This is a genomic window from Pseudomonas chlororaphis (assembly GCF_001921865.1).
In the GTDB taxonomy this organism is placed as follows: Bacteria; Pseudomonadota; Gammaproteobacteria; order Pseudomonadales; family Pseudomonadaceae; genus Aquipseudomonas; species Aquipseudomonas chlororaphis_D.
Window position 1 is genome coordinate 78,865 of record NZ_MSCT01000024.1, and the last position, 23,476, is coordinate 102,340.

Here is a 23,476-nt window from a genome sequence, read left to right on the forward strand (position 1 = left end):
CTTGTAAGAGATGGGTTATGCACGCATGCGGGTGATGCGGATGACCCCGGTCAGGGCGCGCAGTTTCTTGATCACGCGGGCCAGGTGCACACGGTCGTGCACGCTGACCACCAGTTGGACCACGCTGATACGACCATCGCGTTCGTCCATGCTGATTTTCTCGATATTGCCGTCGGCCGCGTTGACGCTACTGGCCAGCAGGGCGATCAGGCCGCGCTGGTGCTCCAGTTCGACGCGCAGCTCGACGTTGAATTCGCCGGTGACATCCTTGGCCCACGACAGCTGGATGCATTTTTCCGGGTTGTGGCGGATCTCGCTGATATTGCGGCAGTTGTCTAGGTGCACCACCATCCCCTTGCCGGCGGACAGGTGGCCGACAATCGGGTCGCCCGGAATCGGCGTGCAGCATTTGGCGTAGCTCAGGACCAGGCCTTCGGTGCCGCGGATGGCCAGCGGGCCTTCCGGGCTCGGCAGCTGTTCGCCTTCGCCGAGCAGGCGGCGGGCGACCACGTAGGCCATGCGATTGCCCAGGCCGATGTCTTCCAGAAGGTCCTCGATCAGCTCCAGGCGGTACTCGCTGAGCATCGCTTGCACGCGTTCGGCGGGGATTTTTTCCAGCGAGCTGTCGAAGCCGTTGAGCACCTTGTTCAGCAGGCGTTCGCCCAGGCTGATGGATTCGGAGCGGCGTTGCAGCTTCAGCGCGTGGCGGATATGGGTGCGCGCCTTGCCGGTGACCACGAAGTTGAGCCAGGCCGGGTTGGGGCGTGCGCCCGGAGCGCTGACGATTTCCACGGTCGAGCCGCTTTGCAGCGGTTCGGACAGCGGCGCCAGGCGCCGGTTGATGCGACAGGCGATGCAGCTGTTGCCGACGTCGGTGTGCACCGCGTAGGCGAAGTCGACCGCAGTGGAGCCTTTGGGCAGCTCCATGATCCGGCCTTTGGGCGTGAACACGTAGACCTCGTCCGGGAACAGGTCGATCTTCACGCTTTCGATGAATTCCAGGGAGTTGCCGGCGCGTTGCTGCATCTCCAACACGCCTTTGACCCACTGGCGGGCCCGAGCGTGGGTGCCTTTGGGCTGTTCGTCGCCGCTGGATTTGTACAGCCAGTGGGCGGCGATGCCGTTGTTGGCCATCTCTTCCATTTCGCGGGTGCGGATCTGGATCTCGATCGGAACGCCATGCATGCCGAACAGCGTCGTGTGCAACGACTGGTAGCCGTTGGCCTTGGGGATCGCGATGTAGTCCTTGAAGCGTCCCGGCAGCGGCTTGTACAAGTTATGTACAGCGCCGAGCACGCGGTAGCAGGTGTCGACCTTGTCGACGATGATCCGGAACGCGTAGACGTCCATGATCTCGTTGAAGGCCCGGCGCTTGCCGCGCATCTTCTTGTAGATGCCGTACAGGTGCTTCTGGCGGCCGCTGACCTCGCCCTGGATGCCGTCGATGGCCAGGCAGTGGCTCAGGGACTCTTCGATCTTGTTGACGATTTCCTTGCGGTTGCCCCGGGCGCGCTTGACCGCCTGGTAGATCCGCGCGGAACGCATCGGGTGCATGGCCTTGAAGCCGAGGTCTTCGAATTCGATGCGGATGCTGTGCATACCCAGGCGATTGGCGATGGGCGCGTAGATCTCCAGGGTTTCCTTGGCGATCCGCCGGCGTTTTTCGCCGGACAGCACTTCCAGGGTGCGCATGTTGTGCAGGCGGTCGGCCAGCTTGACCAGGATCACGCGAATGTCGCGCGCCATGGCCATGGCCATTTTCTGGAAGTTTTCCGCCTGGGCTTCGGCCTTGGTCTCGAAGTTCATCTGGGTCAGTTTGCTGACCCCGTCGACCAGTTCGGCCACGGTTTCGCCGAACTGCGCTTGCAGCGCTTCCTTGGCGATACCGGTGTCTTCGATCACGTCATGCAGCATCGCGGCCATCAGGCTCTGATGGTCCATGTGCATGTCGGCAAGAATATTCGCGACCGCTAATGGGTGCGTGACGTACGCCTCGCCGCTGCGACGGCGCTGACCGTCATGGGCTTGTTCGGCGTAAAAATACGCTCGGCGGACCAGGTTGACCTGGTCCGTGCCGAGATAGGTCGATAAGCGATCGGCGAGGGCGTCTATGCTCGGCATGATAACTCCTGCCGTAAGCTGTGATCCTGCGCCGTGCTACGTCGACCAGGCATAGGCTTAGACGGCCTCGTTGGACTCGTCCTCGAAAGCAGCAAAAAGCGGTTCATCTTCAACGATTTCGGCTTCGGCGATAGCTGCGTAGTCGATCAGGCCTTCAGCGATTTCACGCAGGGCGACGACGGTAGGCTTGTCGTTTTCCCAGGCTACTTTCGGCTCTTTGCCGCCGGTTGCCAGTTGACGGGCACGCTTGGTAGAGAGCATGACCAGCTCAAAGCGGTTATCCACGTGTTCTAGACAGTCTTCAACGGTTACGCGGGCCATGGTCTTCCTCGTAGCAAATGCAATGTGCGCGCTGCCCGGATGGGCGAGCGGACTCAACAGTTTAAAAAATCACCAGCGATTAGGGAAGCGCTGATTTTTTAACCAAGCTCTTCAACGCGCTGCAAGTGCCAATGTAAAGCGCTTGCAGCGGTTTTGGGAAGTGCTGTTTAACCGAGCAATTCAGCGAGCAATTTGCCAAAGCGCTGTTGCTGGCGCTTCTGTTGCAGCTGGTTGGAGCGGAAAATCGCCTTCAGATCGTCCAGCGCGTGGGCGAAATCGTCGTTGATGATCAGGTAGTCGTAGTCGACGTAGTGGCTCATTTCGCTGACGGCTTCGCGCATCCGGCCGTCGATGACCTCGTCGCTGTCCTGGCCACGGTTGGTCAGGCGCTGGTGCAAGGCTTGCAGCGACGGCGGCAGAATGAAGATCGAGCGTGCCTGGGGCATCAGCTTGCGCACCTGCTCGGCCCCTTGCCAGTCGATCTCGAGGATCAGGTCGTGGCCTTCGTCCAGGGTCTGCTGCAGGTGGCTTTGCGAGGTGCCGTAGAGGTTGCCGAAGACTTCCGCGCGTTCGAGGAAATCGCCGTGCTCGATCATCTTCACGAATTCGCTGCGTTCGACGAAGTGATAGTTCACGCCGTTCACTTCCCCCAGGCGCATGGCGCGGGTGGTGTGGGAGACCGAGACGCGGATCTCCTGGTCGGCGTCGGTCAGGGCCTTGACCAGGCTGCTTTTGCCCGCGCCCGACGGCGCGGAAATGATGTACAGGGTGCCGGTGCTGTGGGTCATGTCAGTTGCCTTACTCAATATTCTGTACTTGTTCGCGCATCTGCTCGATCAACACCTTGAGGTTGACCGCAGCCTGGGTGCTGCGCGGGTCGAAGGCCTTGGAGCCCAGTGTGTTGGCTTCGCGGTTGAGCTCCTGCATCAGGAAGTCCAGGCGCCGGCCGGCGGCACCGCCGGACTTGAGCACACGGCGCACCTCGATGATGTGGGTGCTCAGGCGGTCGAGTTCTTCGGCGACGTCACTCTTCTGGGCGAGCATCACCATTTCCTGTTCCAGGCGCACGGGGTCGAGTTCGGCCTGCATGTCGGCAAAGCGATCGAGTACCTTCTGGCGCTGGGTGGCGAGCATCTGCGGGACCAGTTCGCGCAGGGTCGCGACGTCTTCCTCGATGGAGCTCAGGCGTTCGTCGATCAGGCGGGCCAGTTCCGCGCCTTCGCGTTCGCGGCCGTTCTTCAGCTCTTTCAGGCCCTGGTTGAACAGGCTCAGGGCTTCGTTGTTCAGCGCCTGTGGGTCGCTGGCGTCGGCCACCAGCACGCCCGGCCAGGCCAGGACTTCCAGCGGGTTCAAGGCCGCGGGCTGCTTGATCAGGCTGGCGACGGATTCGGCTGCCGCCACCAGTTGCGCGGCGCGCTCGCGGTCGACCTGCAGCGGTTTGCCGGTGGTTTCCTCGGTGAAGCGCAGGGTGCATTCGAGCTTGCCGCGCGACAGCCCCTGGCGCAGGGCTTCGCGGACGGCGCCTTCGAGGTCGCGGAAGGATTCGGGCAGGCGCAGGTGTGGCTCCAGGTAGCGGCTGTTGACCGAGCGCAATTCCCAACTCAGGGTGCCCTGAGTGCCGGCCCGTTCTACTCGGGCGAAGGCGGTCATGCTGTGCACCATGGAGGTACCTCCGATACAGGTCCGCCGCCAACCGCGATGGGTTGCACGGACCCGCTATGAATGAATTGAAGCCGACTGGCCATGAAGGCGCAGGATTGTAGCGCAGTGCGGCGGGTGCTCCCAAACGGTGGGTGTGACAAAGCACTGCGGAGCGACCGGAGGGCTGTTCCAGGGGTGTTGCCGACGGGCCGGGTTTTTTAGAACTGCCCAGGCAGGGCCATGGGCTCTATAATGATCGGCAGTTTTCCGTCCCCGTACAGGTATTCCCCTATGAAACGTCCAAGTGGTCGCGCTGCCGATCAGCTCCGCTCGATCCGCATCACCCGCAACTACACCAAACACGCCGAGGGTTCTGTACTGGTCGAGTTTGGCGATACCAAAGTGATCTGCACGGTCAGCGTCGAGAACGGCGTGCCGCGCTTCCTCAAGGGCCAGGGCCAGGGTTGGTTGACCGCCGAATACGGCATGCTGCCGCGCGCCACCGGCGAGCGTAACCAGCGTGAGGCCAGCCGCGGCAAGCAAGGCGGCCGGACCCTGGAAATCCAGCGCCTGATCGGTCGCTCCCTGCGCGCCGCGCTGGACATGACCAAGCTGGGCGACGTCACCCTGTATGTCGATTGCGATGTGATCCAGGCCGATGGCGGTACCCGTACCGCGTCGATCACCGGCGCCATGGTGGCGTTGGTGGATGCGTTGAAAGTGATCAAGAAACGTGGTGGCCTGAAAGGCGGCGACCCGATCAAGCAGATGATCGCGGCGGTGTCCGTGGGCATGTACCAGGGCGAGCCGGTGCTGGATCTGGACTACCTGGAAGACTCGGCGGCCGAGACGGACCTCAACGTGGTCATGACCAGCGCCGGTGGTTTCATCGAGGTCCAGGGCACCGCCGAAGGCGCGCCGTTCCAGCCGGAAGAGCTGAATGCCATGTTGGCGCTGGCGCGCAAAGGCATGAGCGAGATCTTTGAATTGCAGCAGGCAGCCCTGGCTGACTGATTGCCCGGCGAATCCCAGCAAGGAGAGCAGCATGAGCGACGACCAGCTTCCGCAACCTGTCCCAAACCAGGAGGTGCGCCAGTGGGCAATGTTCTGTCACCTGTCGGCCTTGCTGGGCATCTGGATTCCCTTCGGTACCCTGATCGGCCCGCTGGTGCTCTGGCAGGTGAAGCGCGAGACGGACCCGTTCATCGATGCCCAGGGCAAGGAAGCGCTGAACTTCCAGATTACGGTCGCCCTGGCCTCGCTGGTCTGTTTCCTGCTGATGGTGGTGCTGGTGGGGTTCCTGCTCTTCGGCGTGCTGGCGATCGGTGCGTTGGTGCTGACCATCATCGCCGGGGTCAAGGCCAACGAAGGGGTGGCGTATCGCTATCCGTTCACCTGGCGCTTGATCAAGTAGGCCGTACGCGCACAAAAAAGCCGACAGCGATGTCGGCTTTTTTTGGGCTGCGAAAAGACGCTTAGATGGTCAGCGTCCAGTCGTAGTCCACGATCAGCGGCGCGTGTTGCGAGAAGCGTGGCTGGCGCGGCAAACGTGCGCTGCGGACGAAGCGACGCAGGCCCGGGGTCAGCAACTGATAGTCGAAACGCCAGCCGAGGTTGAGCATCTCGGCCTGCTCGTTGTCCGGCCACCAGCTGTACTGGTCGCCTTCGCGGCTGACTTCGCGCAGGGCGTCGACATAACCCATGTTGCCGACAATCTCGTCCATCCAGGCGCGCTCGGGTGCCAGGAAGCCTGGAGATTGTTGGCTGTCACGCCAGTTCTTGATGTCCAGCTTCTGTTGCGCCACATACAGCGAACCGCAATAGATGTACTCGCGACGTTTGCGCCGCTGTTTATCCAGATAGCGGGCGAAGTCGTCCATAAGCTTGAACTTCTGGTTCAAGTCTTCATCGCCGTTCTGCCCGGAAGGAAGCAGCAAGGTCGCGATGCTGACCTTGTCGAAATCGGCTTGCAGGTAGCGCCCGTAGCGGTCGGCCGTCTCGAAACCGAGACCGCTGATGACAGCCTTCGGTTGCAACCGCGAATACAAAGCCACACCGCCTTGGGCGGGAACTTCGGCATCGCAGGCATAAAGGAAGTAGCCATCCAGTTGGAAGGCTGGGTCGTCCAGTTCAAAGGCGGAGGCGCGGGTGTCCTGCAGGCAGATGACGTCGGCATTCTGTGCTTGCAGCCAACTGAGCAAACCTCGCTCCACTGCAGCCTGAATACCATTGACGTTCACACTGATGATCCGCATAAATGGCCCCAAAAATCACGTGCGTGTATGATACCCGAGGTCTACTTAATTAGCTAAATCCGTGGTATTTGGGGTTTTTTCATGCAGGCGTATCAGCGCGATTTCATTCGTTTTGCCATCGATCGCGGGGTTTTGCGCTTCGGTGAGTTCACCCTGAAGTCCGGGCGTACCAGTCCTTACTTCTTCAATGCGGGCCTGTTCAACAGCGGCTCGGCCCTGGCGCAGCTGGGGCGTTTCTATGCCGCGGCGATCGTCGATAGTGGCATTCCCTTCGATGTGCTGTTTGGCCCTGCGTACAAAGGCATTCCTTTGGCGGCGACAACGGCCGTGGCGCTGGCCGAGCATCATCAGCGCGATCTGCCATGGTGCTTCAATCGCAAGGAAGCCAAGGCTCACGGCGAGGGCGGCAGCCTGGTGGGCGCGCCGCTGACCGGCGAAGTGCTGATCATCGACGACGTGATCACCGCCGGCACGGCGATTCGCGAAGTGATGCAGATCATTGGGTCCCAGGAAGGCGCCAAGGCGGCAGGCGTGTTGATCGCCCTGAACCGCCAGGAGCGCGGCAACGGCGAGTTGTCGGCGATCCAGGAAGTCGAGCGCGACTTTGGCATTCCAGTGGTGAGCATCGTTTCCCTGACCCAGGTCCTGCAGTTCCTGGCAGACGACCCGGCGCTCAAGCAGCACCTGCCGGCGGTGGAAGCCTACCGCGCGCAATTCGGCGTTTGACCCGGACCCTGTAGGAGCGAGCTTGCTCGCGATAGCGGTGAATCAGACAAACCGCTGATCGCGAGCAAGCTCGCTCCTACAGACGGCGCAATAAAAAAGACCCCGCCAGGCGGGGTCTTTTTTTGCGTGGCGTTTAAGGACGCTTGCGATTGCTGATCAGGGTGCCGACACCGGTATCGGTGAAGATTTCCAGCAGGATCGCATTCGGTACGCGGCCGTCGATGATCAGCGAGCTGCCCACGCCACCTTGTACCGCTTCCAGCGCACAGCGAATCTTCGGCAGCATGCCGCCGTAGATGGTGCCGTCTTCGATCAGCGCATCGACCTGCTGGGTGGTCAGGCCGGTCAGGACCTTGCCCGACTTGTCCATCAGGCCGGCGATGTTGGTCAGCAGCATCAGCTTCTCGGCTTTCAGGGCCTCGGCCACCTTGCCGGCCACCAGGTCGGCGTTGATGTTGTACGACTCGCCGTTGGCGCCGACGCCGATCGGAGCGATCACCGGGATGAAATCGCCTTTGACCAGCAGGTTCAGCAGGTCGGTGTTGATGCCGACCACTTCGCCTACATGGCCGATGTCAATGATTTCCGGGGTGGTCATTTCCGGCGTCTTGCGGCTGACGGTGAGCTTCTTCGCGCGAATCAGCTCAGCGTCCTTGCCGGTCAGGCCGATGGCGCTGCCGCCATGCCGGTTGATCAGGTTGACGATGTCCTTGTTCACTTGGCCGCCGAGGACCATCTCCACCACATCCATGGTCGCCGCGTCGGTGACGCGCATGCCGTCGATGAAGTGGCTTTCGATGGACAGGCGCTTGAGCAGGTCGCCGATTTGCGGGCCGCCGCCGTGCACCACCACCGGGTTGATCCCGACGGCCTTCATCAGCACGATGTCGCGGGCGAAGCCGGTCTTCAGCTCCTCGCTTTCCATCGCGTTGCCGCCGTATTTGATCACCAGGGTCTTGCCGACATAGCGGCGAATGTAAGGCAGCGCTTCGGACAGGACCTTGGCGGTATTGGCAGCGGCATCGCGTTCGAGGGTCATTCGGGGCTCCGGCACTTCAATAAAATCAGAACGGTAGTTGGAGATCAGGTGCAACACGTTTCAGCTGGCGGTGGAACACATCCTTGATGCGCTGCAACTCGGCTTCGTCATCGGCCTCGAAACGCAGCACCAGCACCGGCGTGGTGTTGGAGGCGCGAACCAGGCCCCAGCCTTTGGGGTAGTCGACGCGTACGCCGTCGATAGTGGTCAGGTCGGCGCCTTCGCCCCATTGCGCGTCGTGCAGCGCATCAATGATGCTGAATTTGCTCTCTTCGGTCACATGGATATTGATTTCCGGCGTGGAAATATCGTTCGGGAAGGTCGAGAACAACTCTTCCGCGGTGGATTTTTCCTTGCTGAGGATCTCCAGCAGGCGCGCGGCGCTGTAGATACCGTCATCGAAACCGAACCAGCGCTCCTTGAAGAAGATATGCCCGCTCATTTCGCCGGCCAGCAACGCGCCGGTCTGCTTCATTTTCTTTTTGATCAACGAGTGGCCGGTCTTCCACATTAGCGGGCGACCGCCATATTCCTTGATCAGCGGCGTCAGGCGGCGGGTGCATTTGACGTCGAAGATGATCTCCGCGTCCGGGTTGCGCGCTACCACGTCCTTGGCGAACAGCATCAGCAAGCGGTCGGGGAAGACGATGCTGCCGGTATTGGTCACCACGCCGACGCGGTCGCCGTCGCCGTCGAACGCCAGGCCGATATCGGCGTTGGTCTCGGCGACCTTGGCGATCAGGTCCTCCAGGTTCTCGGGCTTGCCCGGGTCCGGGTGGTGGTTGGGGAAGTTGCCGTCGACCTCGCAGAACAGCGGGATGACTTCGCAGTTCAGCGCTTCGATCAGTTGCGGGGCGATGACCCCGGCCGCGCCGTTGCCGCAATCGACCACCACTTTCAGGCGGCGGGCGAGTTTGACGTCGGCGGTGATTTCCTTGCCGTAGCGATCGAGGATGTCGACCCGGGTGATGCTGCCCTGGCCGCTGCTCAGGTTATTGGTCTTGAGGCGGTCGTGCAGGGCCTGGATCTGTTCGTTGGCCAGGGTGTCGCCGGCGATGACGATCTTGAAGCCGTTGTAGTTCGACGGGTTGTGGCTGCCGGTCAGCATCACCCCGGATTTGCCAGCCAGCACATTGGCTGCGTAATACAGGGCTGGCGTCGGTACCAGGCCGACATCGCTAACATGGCAACCACTGTCGTGCAGACCCTGGATCAACTGCGCCACCAGCTCGGGGCCGGACAGGCGGCCATCGCGGCCTACGGACACATTCGGCTCGCCCTGGGCCAGGCTCTGGGAGCCGACGGCGCGACCGATCCAGTAGGCCGTTTCGGCGTTCAGGGTTTCCGGAACGGTTCCGCGAATGTCGTAAGCGCGAAAGATGCTTTCGGGGAATTTGGGTACGACGTGGGCTGCGTTGCTCATCACAGGGTGCTCCGTCTAAAAGGGGGCAGGACAGGCCGGGAATATTGGCCGGAAGGCTCAAACTGAAGGGTATGACGGCGTTTTTGCCCTTGGGTTCATGCTGCAAAAAGGCCATCTGATGAGCGTCAGCTCTCTTCGATCGTTTTGTGCCTCGGCTCTGGGCCGCTCGGTCCGTGGGTAAACCTGCTGAATTCTAGTAGGGAAACACAGCATGCCCACCTCGGGCCGAGCGATTGGCGCGGCCCGAGTTTTTGCTCAATGGCTGCCGGAGTGGCCGAAGCCGCCTGCGCCGCGCTGGCTTTCGTCGAAGGCCTCGACTACCTCGAAGTGCGCCTGCACCACAGGTACCAGCACCAGCTGGGCGATGCGTTCGCCCACCGCGATGTTGAACGCGGTCTGGCCACGGTTCCAGCAGGACACCATGAGCTCGCCCTGATAATCGGAGTCGATCAGGCCGACCAGGTTGCCCAGGACGATGCCGTGCTTGTGGCCCAGGCCCGAGCGCGGCAGGATCAGCGCCGCCAGGCCCGGATCGCCGATATAGACCGACAGGCCGGTAGGAATCAGCAGGGTCTGGCCCGGTTCCAGGACGGTGTCCTGCTGGAGCATGGCGCGCAGGTCCAGGCCGGCGGAGCCTGGCGTGGCGTACTGCGGCAGGGGGAATTCGTTGCCGATGCGTGGGTCGAGGATCTTGGCTTGTAAAGCGTGCATGCGAGTTAAACCTGGTTCAGCCGTTCGGCGATAAAAGAGATCAGTTGGCGGGCAATCTTGCCCTTGCTGGTCTGGGCGAAGAGAGTTGCGTGCAACTCCCGGTCAATCACGCTGCAGGCATTTTCCTCGCTGTTGAAGCCAATGCTCGGGTTGGCCACGTCGTTGGCGACGATCAGGTCGAGGTTCTTGTCTTTGAGTTTGCGCGCAGCGTAGTCGAGCAAATGTTCGGTTTCAGCGGCGAAGCCGACGCTGAACGGACGGTCGGGGCGGGTGGCGATGGTGGCCAGGATGTCCGGGTTGCGCACCATCTGCAGCAACAGGCCGTCACCGTTCGTAGGGTCTTTCTTCAATTTCTGCGGGGCGACGACTTCCGGGCGGTAGTCCGCGACCGCGGCCGAGGCGATGAACAGGTCGCACGGAATGGCGGCTTCGCAGGCGGCGAGCATGTCGCGTGCGCTGACCACGTCGATCCGGGTCACCCGGTCCGGGGTCGGCAGGTGCACGGGGCCGGTGATCAGGGTCACCCGAGCGCCGGCTTCAACGGCGGCTTCGGCCAGGGCAAAACCCATTTTCCCGGAGCTGTGGTTGGTGATATAGCGCACCGGGTCGATGTTTTCCTGGGTCGGGCCGGCGGTGATCAGCACGTGTTTGCCGGTCAGCGCCAGATGCTGGAAGCAGTCGGCGGCGCACAACGCCAGGTCGCTGGCCTCGAGCATGCGGCCCAGGCCGACATCGCCACAGGCCTGGCTGCCGGAGGCCGGGCCGAAGACTTTCAGGCCACGGCTTTGCAGCAGTTGGGTGTTGGCCTGGGTGGCTGGGTCGCGCCACATGGCCTGGTTCATCGCCGGGGCGATGGCGACGGTGGCGTCGGTGGCCAGGACCAGGGTGGTCAGCAGGTCGTCGGCGATGCCTTGGGCCAGGCGCGCGATCAGGTCGGCGGTGGCCGGGGCGATCAGCACCAGGTCGGCCCATTTGGCCAGTTCGATGTGGCCCATGGCGGCTTCGGCCGCGGGGTCGAGCAGGTCCAGGTGGACCGGGTGCCCGGACAGGGCCTGCATGGTCAGCGGGGTGATGAACTCGCTGCCGCCACGGGTCATGACCACGCGCACTTCCGCGCCCTGGTCGAGGAGTCGGCGAACCAGCTCGGCGCTCTTGTAGGCGGCAATGCCGCCGCCGACGCCGAGAACGATGCGTTTCCGATACAGCCGCTGCATAGGCCTGCCTTTCAGTTCAATGATTGCTGCGTGTAACACCCCCTCCCCAGGGGAAATTCCACGCAAAAAGATGGGCTAAGATAGCACAGCGACCGCTATGGAACAGCGGCGCCCACACACATGGAGGTGCTATGAGCATTCGCGACTGGCCTGCGGCGGAGCGCCCGCGGGAGAAGCTTCTCGAGCAGGGCGCGCGAGCCCTTTCCGACGCCGAATTGCTGGCGATTTTCTTGCGCACCGGTGTTGCTGGAAAGAGCGCGGTCGACCTGGCGCGACACCTGTTGCATCAGTTCGGCAGCCTGCGTGGCCTGCTCGAGGCGGACCAATTGACCTTCAGCCGACAGCTGGGCCTGGGCCCGGCAAAGTTCGCGCAATTGCAGGCTGTGCTGGAAATGGCGCGGCGCCATCTGGCGGAAAAGCTCAGTCGCAATTCGGTGCTGGAAAGTCCCGTGGCGGTTCGCGACTACCTCAAGGCGCTGTTGCGGCATGAGCCCCATGAAGTCTTCGGTTGCCTGTTTCTCGACTCAAAGCATCGGGTGTTGGCGTTCGAGGCGCTGTTCCAGGGCTCCATCAACACCACCAGCGTCTATCCACGGCAGGTGGTCAAGCGTGCCCTGGCGCACAACGCCGCCGCGCTGATCCTGTGCCACAACCATCCCTCGGGCGTCGCCGAGCCGAGCCAGGCGGACCGGGTGCTGACCCGCCGGCTCACGGAGGCGCTGGACCTGGTGGATGTGCGCGTACTCGACCACTTCATCGTCGGCGAGGGCGAGCCCCTGTCGATGGCCGAGTACGGCTGGATGTAGCCCGCGGTTCAGGGCTGGAGGCTGACCTTCGAGTAGTCCTGGCGCCCGAACGGGCTGACCTGATAACCCTGGACGTCCTTGCGCGTCAGGGCGAAGGCGGTCGGGTGGGCCAGCGGCAGCCACAGGGCCTGCTGCTGGATCTGGGTTTGCGCCTGCTGATAAAGCTTGCTGCGTACACCCTGCTCGGTGGTGGTCTTGCCGGCTGTGATCAGCTTGTCCAGGCCGGGGTCACAATAACGGGCGAAGTTGGTGCCGGACTTCACCGCCGCGCAGGTGAATTGAGGGGTAAGGAAGTTGTCCGGGTCGCCATTGTCACCCGCCCAGCCCATGAACAGCAGGTCGTGCTCGCCGGCCTTGGCCCGGCGAATCAGCTCGCCCCATTCGATCACGCGGATTTCCGCCTGGATCCCGACCTCCGCCAGGTCCGCCTGCAGCTGTTGCGCGCCCAGGCTCGGGTTGGGGTTGAGCAAACTGCCGGAAGGGCGGGTCCAGATGGTGGTCTGGAAGCCGTCTTTCAGGCCCGCCTTGGCCAGCAGTTGGCGCGCTTTCGCCGGGTCATGGGCGTAGCCCGGCAACGCCTTGGCATAGCTCCAGGTGTTGGGCGGGAAGGGACCGTTGGCGGGTTCCGCGGTGTTTTCGAACACGGCCTTCAGATAACTGGCCTTGTCGAAGGCGAGGTTGATGGCTTGGCGCACTTCAGGTTTATCCAGCGGCGGGTGCTGGCTGTTGAGGGCCACGAATGCGGTCATGAAGGCCGCGGTTTTCTCGACCTTGAGCGCAGGCTCTTCAAGTGCGGCAGTCACATCCAGTGGCTTGGGCGAGAGCGCGATCTGGCACTCGTTGCGACGCAGCTTCTGCAGGCGCACGTTGGCGTCCGGGGTGATGGCGAAGATCAGCGGGTCCACCGCCGGCTTGCCGGCGAAGTAGTCGGGGTTGGCCTTGTAGCGAATCGACGCATCTTTCTGGAAACGATTGAAGACGAACGGGCCGCTACCGATTGGCTGGCTGTTGAGCTTGTCCTGAGTGCCGGCCTTGAGCAATTGGTCGGCGTATTCGGCGGAGTAGATCGACGCAAAGCCCATGCTCAGGGTGGCGAGGAAGGTCGAGTCGGCGTGGTCGAGGGTGAAGCGCACGGTCAACGGGTCCAGGGCATCGATCTTCTTGATCAGCGCGGGCAGTTGCAGGGACTGGGCGTGGGGATAGCCGCTCTGCGCCACTTTATGCCAGGGGTTGGCCGGGTCGAGCATGCGGTCGAAGCTGAACTTCACGTCTTCGGCGGTCAGCTCGCGGCTCGGGGTGAAGTAGGCGGTACGGTGAAACTTCACGTTCGGGTGCAGCTTGAATACATAGGTCAGGCCGTCGGCCGAGACTTCCCAACTGTCGGCCAGGCTCGGCACCACTTTGCCGCTGCTGGCGTCAAAGTCCACCAGGCGGTTCATCAGCACATCGGCCGAAGCATTGGTGGTGGTCAGCGAGTTGTACTGCACCACGTCGAACCCTTCCGGGCTGGCCTCGGTGCACACGCTTAACGCAGCGGCATGGGCCAGTGGGCTCAGAAGAAGAGGGGTGAGCAACAGCGGGAGGGCAGCGAGGCGCATGTTTGGCTTCCTTTGCAGATCGAAGGCCCATCTGCGAGTGCAGTCTGGAAAAGGCTTACCCTAGTGGCCTCGCTGGAAAATGACTATCCCCTTTTTTGTCTCCCGGGGCGGATACTTCGACACCCGTTAAGCTCGCTGTCGTGGGGCGGACGGTTCTGTCCTCGCATCATTAGCCATCAATTGACGCGATTTAATGGGCATGAATTGACCGGATTCAGGTACGTAGGGGCGCTGCAAGGCCGGGGCGGCGGCTTGGTTCGCGAGGTTCTAGCGCATTCTGCGTCGGCTTCAATCGTATTCTTCGACGAGCGGTCAGTGGCGTCGCCAGCCTTTGGCGCCAACGTTCGGCGCAAGAAAATCGGGGCTTTTGCAAAACCAAAGCACTGTGGCTGTTGTTGCTACGGGGTCTTTCTGGTATAAAGCAGCGCTCTTTTCTAGGGGCCCGGTTCCTTCGCTTGTAGGTGTAGCCGGTAAGACCCTAAAGAAACGCGGCGCCTGGCGCCAAATGACTGAGAGATTAAGCGGCCAACCCATGCCGGGTTGGGCATGTGGTTTTAGAGGGCTGAGGCATGTCGAGAGTCTGTCAAGTTACCGGTAAGGGTCCGGTGACTGGGAATAACATTTCCCACGCAAACAACAAAACCCGTCGTCGTTTCCTGCCGAACCTGCAGCATCACCGCTTCTGGGTTGAGTCCGAGAAACGTTTTGTGCGTCTGCGCGTATCTGCCAAAGGCATGCGTATCATCGACAAGCGTGGCATTGATGTCGTGCTGGCCGAACTTCGTCGCGATGGCAAGGTTTAAGGGAGCTAATCATGCGTGAATTGATTCGTTTGATTTCGAGCGCCGGTACTGGTCACTTCTACACTACCGACAAGAACAAGCGCACTACTCCGGACAAAATCGAGATCAAGAAATATGATCCGGTTGTTCGTAAGCACGTGATCTACAAGGAAGGCAAAATCAAGTAATTGATTTTTCTTCTGACAAAAAAACCCGCCTTCAAGCGGGTTTTTTTGTGCCTGCGGTTCAGGCCTTGGGTTCGAAGATCACGTAGATCTTGCGGCACGGCTCCAGCACTTCCCAGGTGCCCCGGAAACCGGCGGGGATGACGAAGCGATCGCCGGCGCGCAGTGTCTTGGCATTGCCCTCGCCGTCGCGCAGTACCGAAACGCCCTGCACGATTTCGCAGTATTCGTGCTCGGTGTAGTTCACCGTCCACTGGCCGACCGCGCCTTCCCACACGCCAGCGTTCATCTGGCCGCACGGGCTGTTGTAGTGGTTGAAGACGGCTTGCTCGGGGTCGCCCTTGAGGATTTTTTCCTGGGCGGGGCGGTAACGTTCGGCGGCGATGTTGGCCTGGTTGAAGTCGACGATGTCCTGGATGCTCATGCTGGTATTCCCCCCTGATTGCGACGCGAATGGCTGGAAAGCCCAAAGTCTATGTTTATTAAAATGAACATGGCAATGGCGTTTGCCGGCCTTTCTGTCAAATATATTGAAACTTCGGGTGCCGCTGGTTTAGGGTGGCGGATGCCGTGGGCCGACGCAGCTGGCCGGGCAGAATTCCTGAAGGTGCCGGTGTCGAACACGTGGCGCCTGTATCCAATAAGAGGAGGACACTCGCATGACCACCCTGACTCGAGCCGATTGGGAACAACGTGCCCGCGAGCTGAAAATCGAAGGCCGCGCCTATATCAACGGCGAATACACCGCCGCCGTCTCCAACGAAACCTTTGAATGCATCAGCCCGGTCGACGGCCGTCTGCTGGCCAGTATTGCCAGCTGTGACGCCGCGGACGCGCAGCGAGCCGTGGAAAACGCTCGCGCTACCTTCAATTCCGGCGTCTGGTCGCGCCTGGCGCCGACCAAGCGCAAAGCCACCATGATTCGTTTTGCCGGCCTGTTGAAAAAGCACGCTGAAGAACTTGCCCTGCTCGAAACCCTGGACATGGGCAAGCCGATCGGCGACTCCCTGGGGATCGACGTTCCGGGCGCGGCTCAAGCCTTGAGCTGGAGCGGCGAAGCCATCGACAAGATCTACGACGAAGTCGCCGCCACGCCCCACGACCAGTTGGGCCTGGTGACGCGCGAGCCGGTGGGTGTGGTGGGCGCCATCGTGCCGTGGAACTTTCCGCTGATGATGGCCTGCTGGAAGCTCGGCCCGGCCCTGTCCACCGGTAACTCGGTGATCCTCAAACCATCGGAAAAATCGCCGCTGACGGCCATCCGTATCGCCGCCCTGGCGGTCGAGGCCGGGATTCCGGCCGGCGTGCTCAACGTGCTGCCAGGTTATGGCCATACCGTGGGCAAGGCCCTGGCCCTGCATATGGACGTCGATACCCTGGTGTTTACCGGCTCGACCAAGATCGCCAAGCAACTGATGGTCTATTCCGGCGAGTCGAACATGAAGCGCGTGTGGCTGGAGGCCGGTGGCAAGAGCCCGAACATCGTGTTCGCCGATGCTCCCGACTTGCAGGCCGCGGCCGAGTCGGCGGCCAGCGCCATCGCCTTCAACCAGGGCGAAGTCTGCACCGCCGGTTCGCGCCTGCTGGTGGAACGCTCGATCAAGGATAAATTCCTGCCGCTGGTGCTCGAGGCCCTCAAGGCCTGGAAGCCGGGCAACCCGCTGGACCCGGCCACCAATGTCGGTGCGCTGGTGGATACCCAGCAGATGAATACCGTGCTGTCGTATATCGAGGCCGGGCATGCCGACGGCGCCAAGCTGCTGGTGGGCGGCAAGCGCACCTTGCAGGAAACCGGTGGCACCTACGTCGAGCCGACCATTTTCGACGGCGTCAGTAACGCGATGAAGATCGCCCAGGAAGAAATCTTCGGCCCGGTGCTGTCGGTCATTGCCTTCGATACGGTGGAAGAGGCCATCCAGATCGCCAACGACACGCCTTACGGCCTGGCGGCAGCGGTGTGGACCGCCAATATCTCCAAGGCTCACCTGACCGCCAAGGCGCTGCGCGCCGGCAGCGTCTGGGTCAACCAGTACGACGGCGGCGACATGACCGCGCCGTTCGGCGGCTTCAAGCAGTCGGGCAACGGTCGCGACAAGTCGCTGCATGCGTTCGACAAGTACACCGAACTGAAGGCGACCTGGATCAAGCTGTAACTCAAGGGCTGCGGGTGTTGGGCGTCTGAAACGACGCCATCGCGAGCCTGCTCGCTCCTACAGGGAAACGCATTTCAATGTAGGTACGCGCAGGCTCGCGATCAGCGCAACGCGCTGGCAACAGAACGACGACTCGATCCACGGCGCAGCCGGGCTTTTCGCAAGGGAAGCCCGGCTGCGCTGTCTCTGTCTTGAAAAAACAATCCACAGGAGCGTGGTAATGCGCTGGGCAACGTATTTCGCCGTTCTGTCGGCTGTCCTGAGTGTGGGGCTGGCCCTGGGCGTGAGCATGCCGTTGGTGTCGTTCCGCCTGGAGAGCTGGGGTTATGGGTCCTTTGCGATCGGAGTGATGGCCTCGATGCCGGCGATCGGCGTCCTGTTCGGGGCGAAGCTTTCCAGCCGCCTGGCGGCGCGCTTCGGCACGGCGGGGTTGATGCGCCTGTGCCTGTGGGGCGGGGCGATCTCCATCGGCCTGCTGGCGCTGCTGCCGAGCTATGCGTTGTGGCTGGTGCTGCGGCTGATGATCGGCATGGTGTTGACCATCGTCTTCATCCTCGGCGAAAGCTGGATCAACCAGTTGGTGGTGGAGCAATGGCGTGGTCGCCTGGTGGCGCTGTATGGCAGCAGCTATGCCCTGAGCCAGCTGGCCGGCCCGCTGTTGCTGGGCGCCCTGGGCACCGAGCATGACTACGGCTTCTGGGTCGGCGTCGTGCTGCTGGTGGTATCGCCGTTACTGCTGATGGGGCGCAGCGGAGCGCCGAGCAGCGAGGCGTGCAGCGTGACCTTCGGCGATCTGTGGCGGTTCTGCCGCGGCTTGCCGGCCATTGGCTGGGCGGTGGCGCTGTTCGCCGCGTTCGAGGCGATGATCCTGACCCTGCTGCCGGTCTATTGCCTGCGCCAGGGGTTTACCGAAGAGATTGCTCTGGCGATGGTCAGCACCGTGGTGGTCGGCGATGCCTTGCTGCAACTGCCGATCGGTGCGCTGGCCGACCGCGTGTCACGGCGCACCTTGTTTGCAGGTTGCGCGGTGATCCTGCTGCTGTCGAGCCTGGCCATCCCGCTGCTGCTCGAGACCCTGCTGATCTGGCCGCTGTGGGTGCTGTTCGGCGCCAGCGCTGGCGGCTTGTTCACCTTGTCGCTGATCCTGATCGGCGAGCGCTACCGCGACGACGCGCTGGTCCGCGCCAACGCCCACGTTGCCCAGCTCTGGGGGATCGGTTGCCTGGTCGGGCCGTTGGTGGCGGGGGCGGGTAGCCAGTGGGTCAGCGGGCATGCCTTGCTGTTGCTGATGGCGGCCGGGGCCCTGGGGCTGATCGTGCTGTTGTTGCGCGAGGGCGCGTTTGGCGCGGCTCAACCACAAACCCTGTAATCCCCATACCCTCTGTAGGAGCGAGCTTGCTCGCGATAGCGTTCGCTCAGGCATCACGATGTGTCAGGAAGGATGTCATCGTGAGCAAACTCGCTCCTACAGAGGAAGGTCAGAGCATGCGTTCGAGGCCGACCGTGGTGCTCAGCCAGGCGTTGAAGCGCCGCCACCAGCTGCCCGGTTCGCGGGTCAGAGTGTGCAATTGCCCGTTGTCCTCGGTGACCCAGGCCAACTTGCCGTCCTGCAGTTTCGCTTGGTAGCTCAGTGCTGGCGCCATGCCTTGCAGCGCCAGGGCGCGGACGTGTTCGGCCAGATCCGGGCTGTCCACCAGCACGCCGACCTCGGTGTTCCACAGCACCGAACGCGGGTCGAAGTTGAAGGAGCCGATAAAGGACTGCCTTCGGTCGAAGATCATCGCCTTGCTGTGCAGGCTGGAGTCCGATCCGCTGTGGAACAGATGCGGTCCGCTGCCGCCGCTGCCCTTGTCGCCGGGCTGGCGCCGCAGTTCGTAGAGTTTCACCCCGTGTTGCAGCAGCGCCTTGCGGTACGGCGCATAACCGCCGTGGACCGCCGGCACGTCGGTGGCTTCCAGGGAGTTGGTCAGCAGGCTCACCGCAACCCCGGCGTCGGCGCGTCCGGTGAGGTACACCAGGCCCGGCTGGCCGGGGACGAAGTAGGCCGAGATCATCATCAGCTCCTGGCTCACGCCTTGCAGCTGCGGCGCCAGCTGGGTGGTCAGCAGCAGGCGCGGATCGGGCTCGTCCTTGGCCAGGACCTTGCTCGGCGCGTCCCACAGCGCCTGGTTCCAGGCCCAGATCAGTTCTTTGCGCCAGATGTCCATGCGCGGCTGGGTCCGATAGGTCTTGAGCGCCTGGAACAGCGCATGGTTCTGCTGCTCGGCCTCGTCCAGCGATTGCTGCAGGCGCAGCCGGGTGTTGGCCAGTTCCTTGGCCGACGGCAGGCGCGAGAGGAATTCGCCGATGGGTTTGCTCAGGGCGCTGTTCCAGTACTGGTCGAAGCTGTGCCCGAGTTGCTCGGCCACCGGGCCGACGCCGAGGATGTCGATGTCGGTGAAGTTCATGTTGGGTTCGGCGTCGAAGTACTCGTCGCCCAGGTTGCGCCCGCCGACGATGGCCACGCTGTTGTCCGCCAGCCACAGCTTGTTGTGCATCCGCCGGTGTTGCAGCGACAGGTTGAACAGGCGCCCCATGGCGCGAGTCACGCCGGTGCTGCGGCCCAGGTGCAGGGGGTTGAACAGGCGGATCTGCACCTGCGGATGGGCGGCGAGGGTGGCGATGATCTGGTCCAGGCCGTCGCTGGTGGTGTCGTCCAACAGGATGCGGATGCGCACGCCGCGGTCGGCAGCCTTGAGCAACTCGTCTACCAGCATCCGGGTGCTGATGCCGTCGTGGACGATGTAGTACTGCAAGTCGAGGCTGCTTTGGGCGTTGCGGATCAGCTCGGCGCGGGCCATGAAGGCCTCGGCGCTGTCGGGCAACAGGCGAAAGCCCGAGCGTCCCTGATAGGGGGCGGCCTGGGCCTGGATCGAGCGGCCGAAGGCCGAGCCGGCGGCCGGCAGCGCCTGGCTGGGCACGTGGGGCACGTCGAGGCTGGCGCAACCGCTCAGGCACAGCGCGATCAGCATAAGGAAGGCCAGGGCCTGTCTGGGTCTCAAGTCAGGTCGTCTCGAATCTCGGCGATGGTCCAGTTGTGACGCCAGGCTCACAGGAACAGGTCAGTCGGCGGCGCGGTCTTCAGCCAGCAGCTTGATGGCCGCGGCGCCTACTTTACGCACCGCGTCCTCGATCTGCGCGGTGGGCTTGGCAGCGTAATTCATCCGCAGGCAATTGCGGTACTTGCCCGACGCCGAAAAGATGCTGCCCACGGCGATCTGTACGCCCTGGCCGAGCAGCGCGCGGTTCAGACGCAGGGTGTCGAAGCCTTCCGGCAGTTCGACCCACAGCATGAACCCGCCTTGCGGGCGGCTGGCGCGGGTGCCGGCGGGGAAGTAGCGGCTGACCCAGTCGATCATCAGGTCGCGGTTGCGCTGGTACTGGGTACGCATGCGCCGCAGGTGCGGCTCGAAATTGCCGCTCTTGAGGAATTCGGCGATGGCGATCTGCGGCTGCGGCGCGGTAGAGCCGGTGCTGATGTATTTCATGTGCAGCACCCGTTCCAGGTAACGCCCGGGGGCGACCCAGCCAATGCGCAGCCCCGGCGCCAGGGTCTTGGAGAAAGAACTGCACAGCAGCACCCGGCCGTCGTCGTCGAACGACTTGATGGTCCGTGGGCGCGGGTAGGTGTAGGACAGTTCGCCATACACATCGTCTTCGATGATCGCCACGTCGAAGCGCTGGGCCAGGGTCAGCAGGGCCCGCTTGCGCGACTCCGGCATGATATAGCCCAGCGGGTTGTTGCAGTTCGGGGTCAACTGTATGGCCTTGATCGGCCACTGTTCCAGGGCCAGCTCCAGGGCGTCGAGGCTGATGCCGGTGAGCGGGTCGGTGGGGATTTCCAGGGCCTTCATGCCCAGGCCCTTGAGGGTCTGCATGGCGCCGTGGAAGCTCGGCGAGTCGACGGCGACTATGTCTCCGGGTTCGCAGGTGGCGCGAATGCTGGTGGACAGGGCCTCGTGGCAGCCGGTGCTGATCACCAAGTCGTTGGCGCCGATCTGGCAGCCGGAGTCGAGCATCAGCCGCGCCAGCTGTTCGCGCAGTTCGAGCACGCCGTAGATGGTGTCGTAATACAGGCCGGGCATATCCTGGCGTCGGCTGATGCGGGCCAGCCCGCGCAGCAGGGGCTTGAGGGTCGGCGTGGTGACGTCGGGCATGCCGCGGCCCAACTGTACGATGTCCTTGCGCGGCACGCTGCGGATCAGTTCGAGCACCTGGTCCCACTGCGAGATCTCCACCGGCCGCTGTGCCGGACGCCCCACTGCGGGCAGCGCCGGCAGCTCGCGGCTGACCGGCACGAAGTAGCCGGACTTGGGCTTGGGCGTCGCCAGGCCACTGTCTTCCAGCACCCGATAGGCCTGTTGCACGGTGCTCAGGCTGACCCCGTGTTCGACGCTCAGGGCGCGCACCGACGGCAGTCGGTCGCCGGGGCGATAGAAACCTTGTTCGATGCGGGTGCCCAACAGTTCGGCGAGATTGACGTACAGAGTCATGGCGCAGCCTCGGGGTAAATTGATCAGGTAACCAGTACAGATGGGGCAAAATTACAGGATTCAGCCCGGATAGGGGAAATTCTGTATGGAAATAATAGCGGAGCTTTGAATCTGTAATGGTTTTTGCGACCCGCGCATGATGTCTGCTCATAGCGACCCAAGTAAACAGGAGCAGCAAAAATGAACGGCTTGAGCGATGTGCGTTTGTCGTTACACAGTCAGGAACTGGCGGCTGAGCAGGAGCGGGCAGCAGGGGCGACAACTGCCCGCAATGCGCCGGCCGGCCTCGGTCTCTGGGGCCTGTACTGGCATCGGCTGCGTACACGCAAGGCGTTGCTCGAGCTGACCAGCGAACAGTTGCGCGATATCGGCCTGAGCCGCGAGCAGGCCCGGCAGGAAGGGCTCAAGCCGTTCTGGCGGCTTTGAATCTGCGCTGACAGGTCTTTGCTGAAGCAGCAACCGCAAAAAGGCCGCAGCCGGTTTCGCCGGATGCGGCCTTTTTCATGCCGGCCGCGTAGCGGCTACAGCCTTCAGAGCAACTCTTTCAACCGATGCCAGAGCATCCCCAGCGCCAGCAGCGGCGAGCGCAGGTGCTTGCCGCCGGGGAAGGTGATGTGCGGCACCTTGGCGAACAGGTCGAAGCCGCCGCCTTGCTGTCCGCCGATGGCTTCGGCCAGCAGCTTGCCGGCCAGGTGCGTGGCGTTCACTCCATGGCCCGAATAGGCCTGGGCGTAATACACGTTGGGCTGGTCCTTGAGGCGGCCGATCTGCGGCAGGCGGTTGGCGCCGATGCCGATCATGCCGCCCCATTGATAGTCGATCTTCACCGACGCCAGTTGTGGGAACACCTGCAGCATCTTCGGCCGCATATAGGCGGCGATGTCCTGCGGGTCGCGGCCGGAATAATGGCAGGCACCGCCGAACAGCAGGCGGCGGTCGGCGGAAAGGCGGTAGTAATCCAGGGCCACGCGCTGGTCGCAGACCGCCATGTTCTGCGGCAGCAGGCTGTGGGCCAGTGCTTCGCTCAAGGGCTCGGTGGCGATGATGTAGCTGCCGGCGGGCAGGACCTTGCCGCCCAGTTGCGGGTTGAGATCGTTGAGGTAGGCGTTGCACCCCAGTACCAGGGTGTTGGTGCGCACCGTTCCCTGGGCGGTATGGACTTTGACTTGCGGGCCGTACTCGATACGGGTCACCGCCGAATGCTCGAACAGGCGCACGCCCAGCTGCTGCGCGACCGCAGCCTCGCCAAGGGCCAGGTTCAGCGGGTGCAGGTGCCCGGAGCCCATGTCGATCAGGCCGCCGACATAACGCTCGGACCCCACCACGCTGTGCATTTCATGGGCTTGCAGCAGCCGGGTTTCGTAGCGATAACCCAGGTCGCGCAGTTCTTCGGCATCTTCGGCGAACCCTTCGAGGTCGCGCGGCTTGTTGGCCAGGTCGCAATAACCCCAGGTCAGGTCGCAGGGAATCTGGAAGCGTTCGACCCGCTGGCGAACGATTTCCACCGCTTCGAGCCCCATCAGCTTCATCTGGCGCACGCCGTCTTCGCCGATCACCGGAGCGAACTGCTCGAGGCCGTGGCCAACCCCGCGAATCAACTGCCCGCCGTTGCGCCCGCTGGCGCCCCAGCCGATCTTGCGCGCTTCCAGCAGGATGACGCTGAGCCCGCGCTCGGCCAGCTCGATCGCCGTGTTCAGCCCGGAGAAGCCGCCGCCGACCACGCACACGTCGGCCATCTGCTCGCCGGCCAGGGCCGGGTGGTCGGGCTGGGTCAGGCTGCTGGCAGCGTAATAGGAGGCGGGGTGCGAATTACCCGAGGGCTGAACACGGGAGTGCATGTGGATCATCCTGATTCGTGTGTTTGGAAAAATGGACGGAGCATAAGCCGGACCTTTCCGGCGCGGCAACACTGGTCGGCCGGCGCTGTCTGCAACAGGGCTTTTAGGGCAGAATCGACGCCTCCATCTTC

Annotated in this window: 22 protein-coding genes and 1 pseudogene; 9 read left to right on the forward strand and 14 right to left on the reverse strand. The window is 62.9% G+C overall.

Annotated features, from left to right (window positions below):
- Positions 1-15: 15 nt before the first annotated feature.
- The 4 genes from spoT to BTN82_RS28845 all read right to left on the reverse strand — a co-directional run bounded on the left by spoT (position 16) and on the right by BTN82_RS28845 (position 4,104).
- Positions 16-2,121: a bifunctional GTP diphosphokinase/guanosine-3',5'-bis pyrophosphate 3'-pyrophosphohydrolase gene (spoT, locus tag BTN82_RS28830; RefSeq protein ID WP_075122402.1), complete on the reverse strand. Its 2,106-nt coding sequence runs from the start codon at positions 2,119-2,121 to the stop codon at positions 16-18.
- A gap of 57 nt (positions 2,122-2,178) precedes the next feature.
- On the reverse strand, positions 2,179-2,442 hold the full coding sequence (gene rpoZ, locus BTN82_RS28835) for a DNA-directed RNA polymerase subunit omega (RefSeq protein WP_007921129.1): 264 nt from the start codon (positions 2,440-2,442) through the stop codon (positions 2,179-2,181).
- A gap of 167 nt (positions 2,443-2,609) precedes the next feature.
- Positions 2,610-3,230 carry a guanylate kinase gene (gene gmk / locus BTN82_RS28840; protein WP_075122403.1) on the reverse strand — a complete coding sequence of 207 codons (621 nt, stop codon included), beginning with the start codon at positions 3,228-3,230 and terminating at the stop codon, positions 2,610-2,612.
- A 10-nt stretch (positions 3,231-3,240) separates the two neighbouring features.
- Entirely contained in the window at positions 3,241-4,104 is an 864-nt protein-coding gene (locus tag BTN82_RS28845) for a YicC/YloC family endoribonuclease (protein ID WP_075122404.1), read from the reverse strand.
- 270 nt (positions 4,105-4,374) lie between these two features.
- Here BTN82_RS28845 and rph point away from each other — a divergent pair, with 270 nt between their 5' ends.
- Together rph and BTN82_RS28855 are read left to right on the forward strand one after the other, a co-directional pair.
- Positions 4,375-5,097 carry a ribonuclease PH gene (gene rph, locus BTN82_RS28850; protein WP_075122405.1) on the forward strand — a complete coding sequence of 241 codons (723 nt, stop codon included), beginning with the start codon at positions 4,375-4,377 and terminating at the stop codon, positions 5,095-5,097.
- Positions 5,098-5,128: 31 nt separating this feature from the next.
- Entirely contained in the window at positions 5,129-5,497 is a 369-nt protein-coding gene (locus BTN82_RS28855) for a DUF4870 domain-containing protein (protein ID WP_075122406.1), read from the forward strand.
- A gap of 61 nt (positions 5,498-5,558) precedes the next feature.
- Here BTN82_RS28855 and BTN82_RS28860 read toward each other — a convergent pair whose 3' ends face one another.
- On the reverse strand, positions 5,559-6,338 hold the full coding sequence (locus BTN82_RS28860; RefSeq protein WP_003176915.1) for an exodeoxyribonuclease III: 780 nt from the start codon (positions 6,336-6,338) through the stop codon (positions 5,559-5,561).
- An 81-nt stretch (positions 6,339-6,419) separates the two neighbouring features.
- Between BTN82_RS28860 and pyrE the strand changes: the two genes are divergently transcribed.
- Positions 6,420-7,064 carry an orotate phosphoribosyltransferase gene (gene pyrE / locus BTN82_RS28865; protein WP_075122407.1) on the forward strand — a complete coding sequence of 215 codons (645 nt, stop codon included), beginning with the start codon at positions 6,420-6,422 and terminating at the stop codon, positions 7,062-7,064.
- 133 nt (positions 7,065-7,197) lie between these two features.
- Here pyrE and argB read toward each other — a convergent pair whose 3' ends face one another.
- From argB to coaBC, 4 genes and pseudogenes are all read right to left on the reverse strand, one after another.
- Entirely contained in the window at positions 7,198-8,103 is a 906-nt protein-coding gene (gene argB / locus BTN82_RS28870) for an acetylglutamate kinase (RefSeq protein ID WP_075122408.1), read from the reverse strand.
- Between the two features lie 25 nt (positions 8,104-8,128).
- A pseudogene (locus BTN82_RS28875) lies at positions 8,129-9,532 on the reverse strand (phosphomannomutase/phosphoglucomutase); the annotation flags it as partial.
- Between the two features lie 249 nt (positions 9,533-9,781).
- Entirely contained in the window at positions 9,782-10,237 is a 456-nt protein-coding gene (gene dut, locus BTN82_RS28880) for a dUTP diphosphatase (RefSeq protein ID WP_060841716.1), read from the reverse strand.
- 5 nt (positions 10,238-10,242) lie between these two features.
- Complete coding sequence (gene coaBC / locus BTN82_RS28885; protein ID WP_075122410.1) at positions 10,243-11,451, reverse strand: bifunctional phosphopantothenoylcysteine decarboxylase/phosphopantothenate--cysteine ligase CoaBC; 1,209 nt, start codon at positions 11,449-11,451, stop codon at positions 10,243-10,245.
- A 131-nt stretch (positions 11,452-11,582) separates the two neighbouring features.
- Here coaBC and radC point away from each other — a divergent pair, with 131 nt between their 5' ends.
- The gene (gene radC, locus BTN82_RS28890; RefSeq protein ID WP_075122411.1) at positions 11,583-12,257 is read left to right on the forward strand and encodes a RadC family protein; all 675 of its coding nucleotides are present in this window, start codon (positions 11,583-11,585) and stop codon (positions 12,255-12,257) included.
- A gap of 8 nt (positions 12,258-12,265) precedes the next feature.
- Here the strand turns inward: radC and BTN82_RS28895 are convergent, their stop codons facing one another.
- On the reverse strand, positions 12,266-13,855 hold the full coding sequence (locus BTN82_RS28895) for an ABC transporter substrate-binding protein (protein WP_075122412.1): 1,590 nt from the start codon (positions 13,853-13,855) through the stop codon (positions 12,266-12,268).
- A gap of 569 nt (positions 13,856-14,424) precedes the next feature.
- Between BTN82_RS28895 and rpmB the strand changes: the two genes are divergently transcribed.
- Positions 14,425-14,658 (forward strand): 50S ribosomal protein L28, encoded by a 234-nt coding sequence (gene rpmB, locus BTN82_RS28900; RefSeq protein WP_007921114.1) that lies wholly within the window; start codon positions 14,425-14,427, stop codon positions 14,656-14,658.
- A gap of 11 nt (positions 14,659-14,669) precedes the next feature.
- Positions 14,670-14,825 carry a 50S ribosomal protein L33 gene (gene rpmG, locus BTN82_RS28905; protein WP_003177274.1) on the forward strand — a complete coding sequence of 52 codons (156 nt, stop codon included), beginning with the start codon at positions 14,670-14,672 and terminating at the stop codon, positions 14,823-14,825.
- Between the two features lie 58 nt (positions 14,826-14,883).
- Here the strand turns inward: rpmG and BTN82_RS28910 are convergent, their stop codons facing one another.
- Positions 14,884-15,246 (reverse strand): cupin domain-containing protein, encoded by a 363-nt coding sequence (locus BTN82_RS28910; RefSeq protein ID WP_075122413.1) that lies wholly within the window; start codon positions 15,244-15,246, stop codon positions 14,884-14,886.
- Positions 15,247-15,481: 235 nt separating this feature from the next.
- Here BTN82_RS28910 and BTN82_RS28915 point away from each other — a divergent pair, with 235 nt between their 5' ends.
- Both BTN82_RS28915 and BTN82_RS28920 read left to right on the forward strand, forming a co-directional pair.
- Positions 15,482-16,975 carry an aldehyde dehydrogenase gene (locus tag BTN82_RS28915; RefSeq protein WP_075122414.1) on the forward strand — a complete coding sequence of 498 codons (1,494 nt, stop codon included), beginning with the start codon at positions 15,482-15,484 and terminating at the stop codon, positions 16,973-16,975.
- 220 nt (positions 16,976-17,195) lie between these two features.
- Positions 17,196-18,344, forward strand: coding sequence for an MFS transporter (locus tag BTN82_RS28920; protein ID WP_075122415.1), 1,149 nt, complete (start codon positions 17,196-17,198; stop codon positions 18,342-18,344).
- A gap of 109 nt (positions 18,345-18,453) precedes the next feature.
- Here the strand turns inward: BTN82_RS28920 and BTN82_RS28925 are convergent, their stop codons facing one another.
- Both BTN82_RS28925 and BTN82_RS28930 read right to left on the reverse strand, forming a co-directional pair.
- The gene (locus BTN82_RS28925; protein ID WP_148169624.1) at positions 18,454-20,016 is read right to left on the reverse strand and encodes a phospholipase D family protein; all 1,563 of its coding nucleotides are present in this window, start codon (positions 20,014-20,016) and stop codon (positions 18,454-18,456) included.
- A gap of 60 nt (positions 20,017-20,076) precedes the next feature.
- Positions 20,077-21,507, reverse strand: coding sequence for a PLP-dependent aminotransferase family protein (locus BTN82_RS28930; protein ID WP_075122417.1), 1,431 nt, complete (start codon positions 21,505-21,507; stop codon positions 20,077-20,079).
- A 180-nt stretch (positions 21,508-21,687) separates the two neighbouring features.
- Between BTN82_RS28930 and BTN82_RS28935 the strand changes: the two genes are divergently transcribed.
- On the forward strand, positions 21,688-21,933 hold the full coding sequence (locus BTN82_RS28935) for a DUF1127 domain-containing protein (protein WP_075122418.1): 246 nt from the start codon (positions 21,688-21,690) through the stop codon (positions 21,931-21,933).
- 104 nt (positions 21,934-22,037) lie between these two features.
- Here BTN82_RS28935 and BTN82_RS28940 read toward each other — a convergent pair whose 3' ends face one another.
- Positions 22,038-23,345 (reverse strand): NAD(P)/FAD-dependent oxidoreductase, encoded by a 1,308-nt coding sequence (locus BTN82_RS28940; RefSeq protein WP_075122419.1) that lies wholly within the window; start codon positions 23,343-23,345, stop codon positions 22,038-22,040.
- Positions 23,346-23,476: the final 131 nt, after the last annotated feature.

What these genes read in the sequence shown, in the direction of transcription:
- BTN82_RS28895 (WP_075122412.1), bottom strand. Translation starts at nt 13,855, where the DNA reads ATGCGCCTCGCTGCCCTCCCGCTGTTGCTCACCCCTCTTCTTCTGAGC.
- radC (WP_075122411.1), top strand. Translation starts at nt 11,583, where the DNA reads ATGAGCATTCGCGACTGGCCTGCGGCGGAGCGCCCGCGGGAGAAGCTT.
- argB (WP_075122408.1), bottom strand. Translation starts at nt 8,103, where the DNA reads ATGACCCTCGAACGCGATGCCGCTGCCAATACCGCCAAGGTCCTGTCC.
- dut (WP_060841716.1), bottom strand. Translation starts at nt 10,237, where the DNA reads ATGCACGCTTTACAAGCCAAGATCCTCGACCCACGCATCGGCAACGAA.
- rpmB (WP_007921114.1), top strand. Translation starts at nt 14,425, where the DNA reads ATGTCGAGAGTCTGTCAAGTTACCGGTAAGGGTCCGGTGACTGGGAAT.
- BTN82_RS28935 (WP_075122418.1), top strand. Translation starts at nt 21,688, where the DNA reads ATGAACGGCTTGAGCGATGTGCGTTTGTCGTTACACAGTCAGGAACTG.
- coaBC (WP_075122410.1), bottom strand. Translation starts at nt 11,451, where the DNA reads ATGCAGCGGCTGTATCGGAAACGCATCGTTCTCGGCGTCGGCGGCGGC.
- BTN82_RS28940 (WP_075122419.1), bottom strand. Translation starts at nt 23,345, where the DNA reads ATGCACTCCCGTGTTCAGCCCTCGGGTAATTCGCACCCCGCCTCCTAT.
- pyrE (WP_075122407.1), top strand. Translation starts at nt 6,420, where the DNA reads ATGCAGGCGTATCAGCGCGATTTCATTCGTTTTGCCATCGATCGCGGG.
- spoT (WP_075122402.1), bottom strand. Translation starts at nt 2,121, where the DNA reads ATGCCGAGCATAGACGCCCTCGCCGATCGCTTATCGACCTATCTCGGC.
- BTN82_RS28920 (WP_075122415.1), top strand. Translation starts at nt 17,196, where the DNA reads ATGCGCTGGGCAACGTATTTCGCCGTTCTGTCGGCTGTCCTGAGTGTG.
- BTN82_RS28860 (WP_003176915.1), bottom strand. Translation starts at nt 6,338, where the DNA reads ATGCGGATCATCAGTGTGAACGTCAATGGTATTCAGGCTGCAGTGGAG.
- rpoZ (WP_007921129.1), bottom strand. Translation starts at nt 2,442, where the DNA reads ATGGCCCGCGTAACCGTTGAAGACTGTCTAGAACACGTGGATAACCGC.
- rph (WP_075122405.1), top strand. Translation starts at nt 4,375, where the DNA reads ATGAAACGTCCAAGTGGTCGCGCTGCCGATCAGCTCCGCTCGATCCGC.
- BTN82_RS28930 (WP_075122417.1), bottom strand. Translation starts at nt 21,507, where the DNA reads ATGACTCTGTACGTCAATCTCGCCGAACTGTTGGGCACCCGCATCGAA.
- BTN82_RS28845 (WP_075122404.1), bottom strand. Translation starts at nt 4,104, where the DNA reads ATGGTGCACAGCATGACCGCCTTCGCCCGAGTAGAACGGGCCGGCACT.
- rpmG (WP_003177274.1), top strand. Translation starts at nt 14,670, where the DNA reads ATGCGTGAATTGATTCGTTTGATTTCGAGCGCCGGTACTGGTCACTTC.
- BTN82_RS28855 (WP_075122406.1), top strand. Translation starts at nt 5,129, where the DNA reads ATGAGCGACGACCAGCTTCCGCAACCTGTCCCAAACCAGGAGGTGCGC.
- BTN82_RS28915 (WP_075122414.1), top strand. Translation starts at nt 15,482, where the DNA reads ATGACCACCCTGACTCGAGCCGATTGGGAACAACGTGCCCGCGAGCTG.
- gmk (WP_075122403.1), bottom strand. Translation starts at nt 3,230, where the DNA reads ATGACCCACAGCACCGGCACCCTGTACATCATTTCCGCGCCGTCGGGC.
- BTN82_RS28910 (WP_075122413.1), bottom strand. Translation starts at nt 15,246, where the DNA reads ATGAGCATCCAGGACATCGTCGACTTCAACCAGGCCAACATCGCCGCC.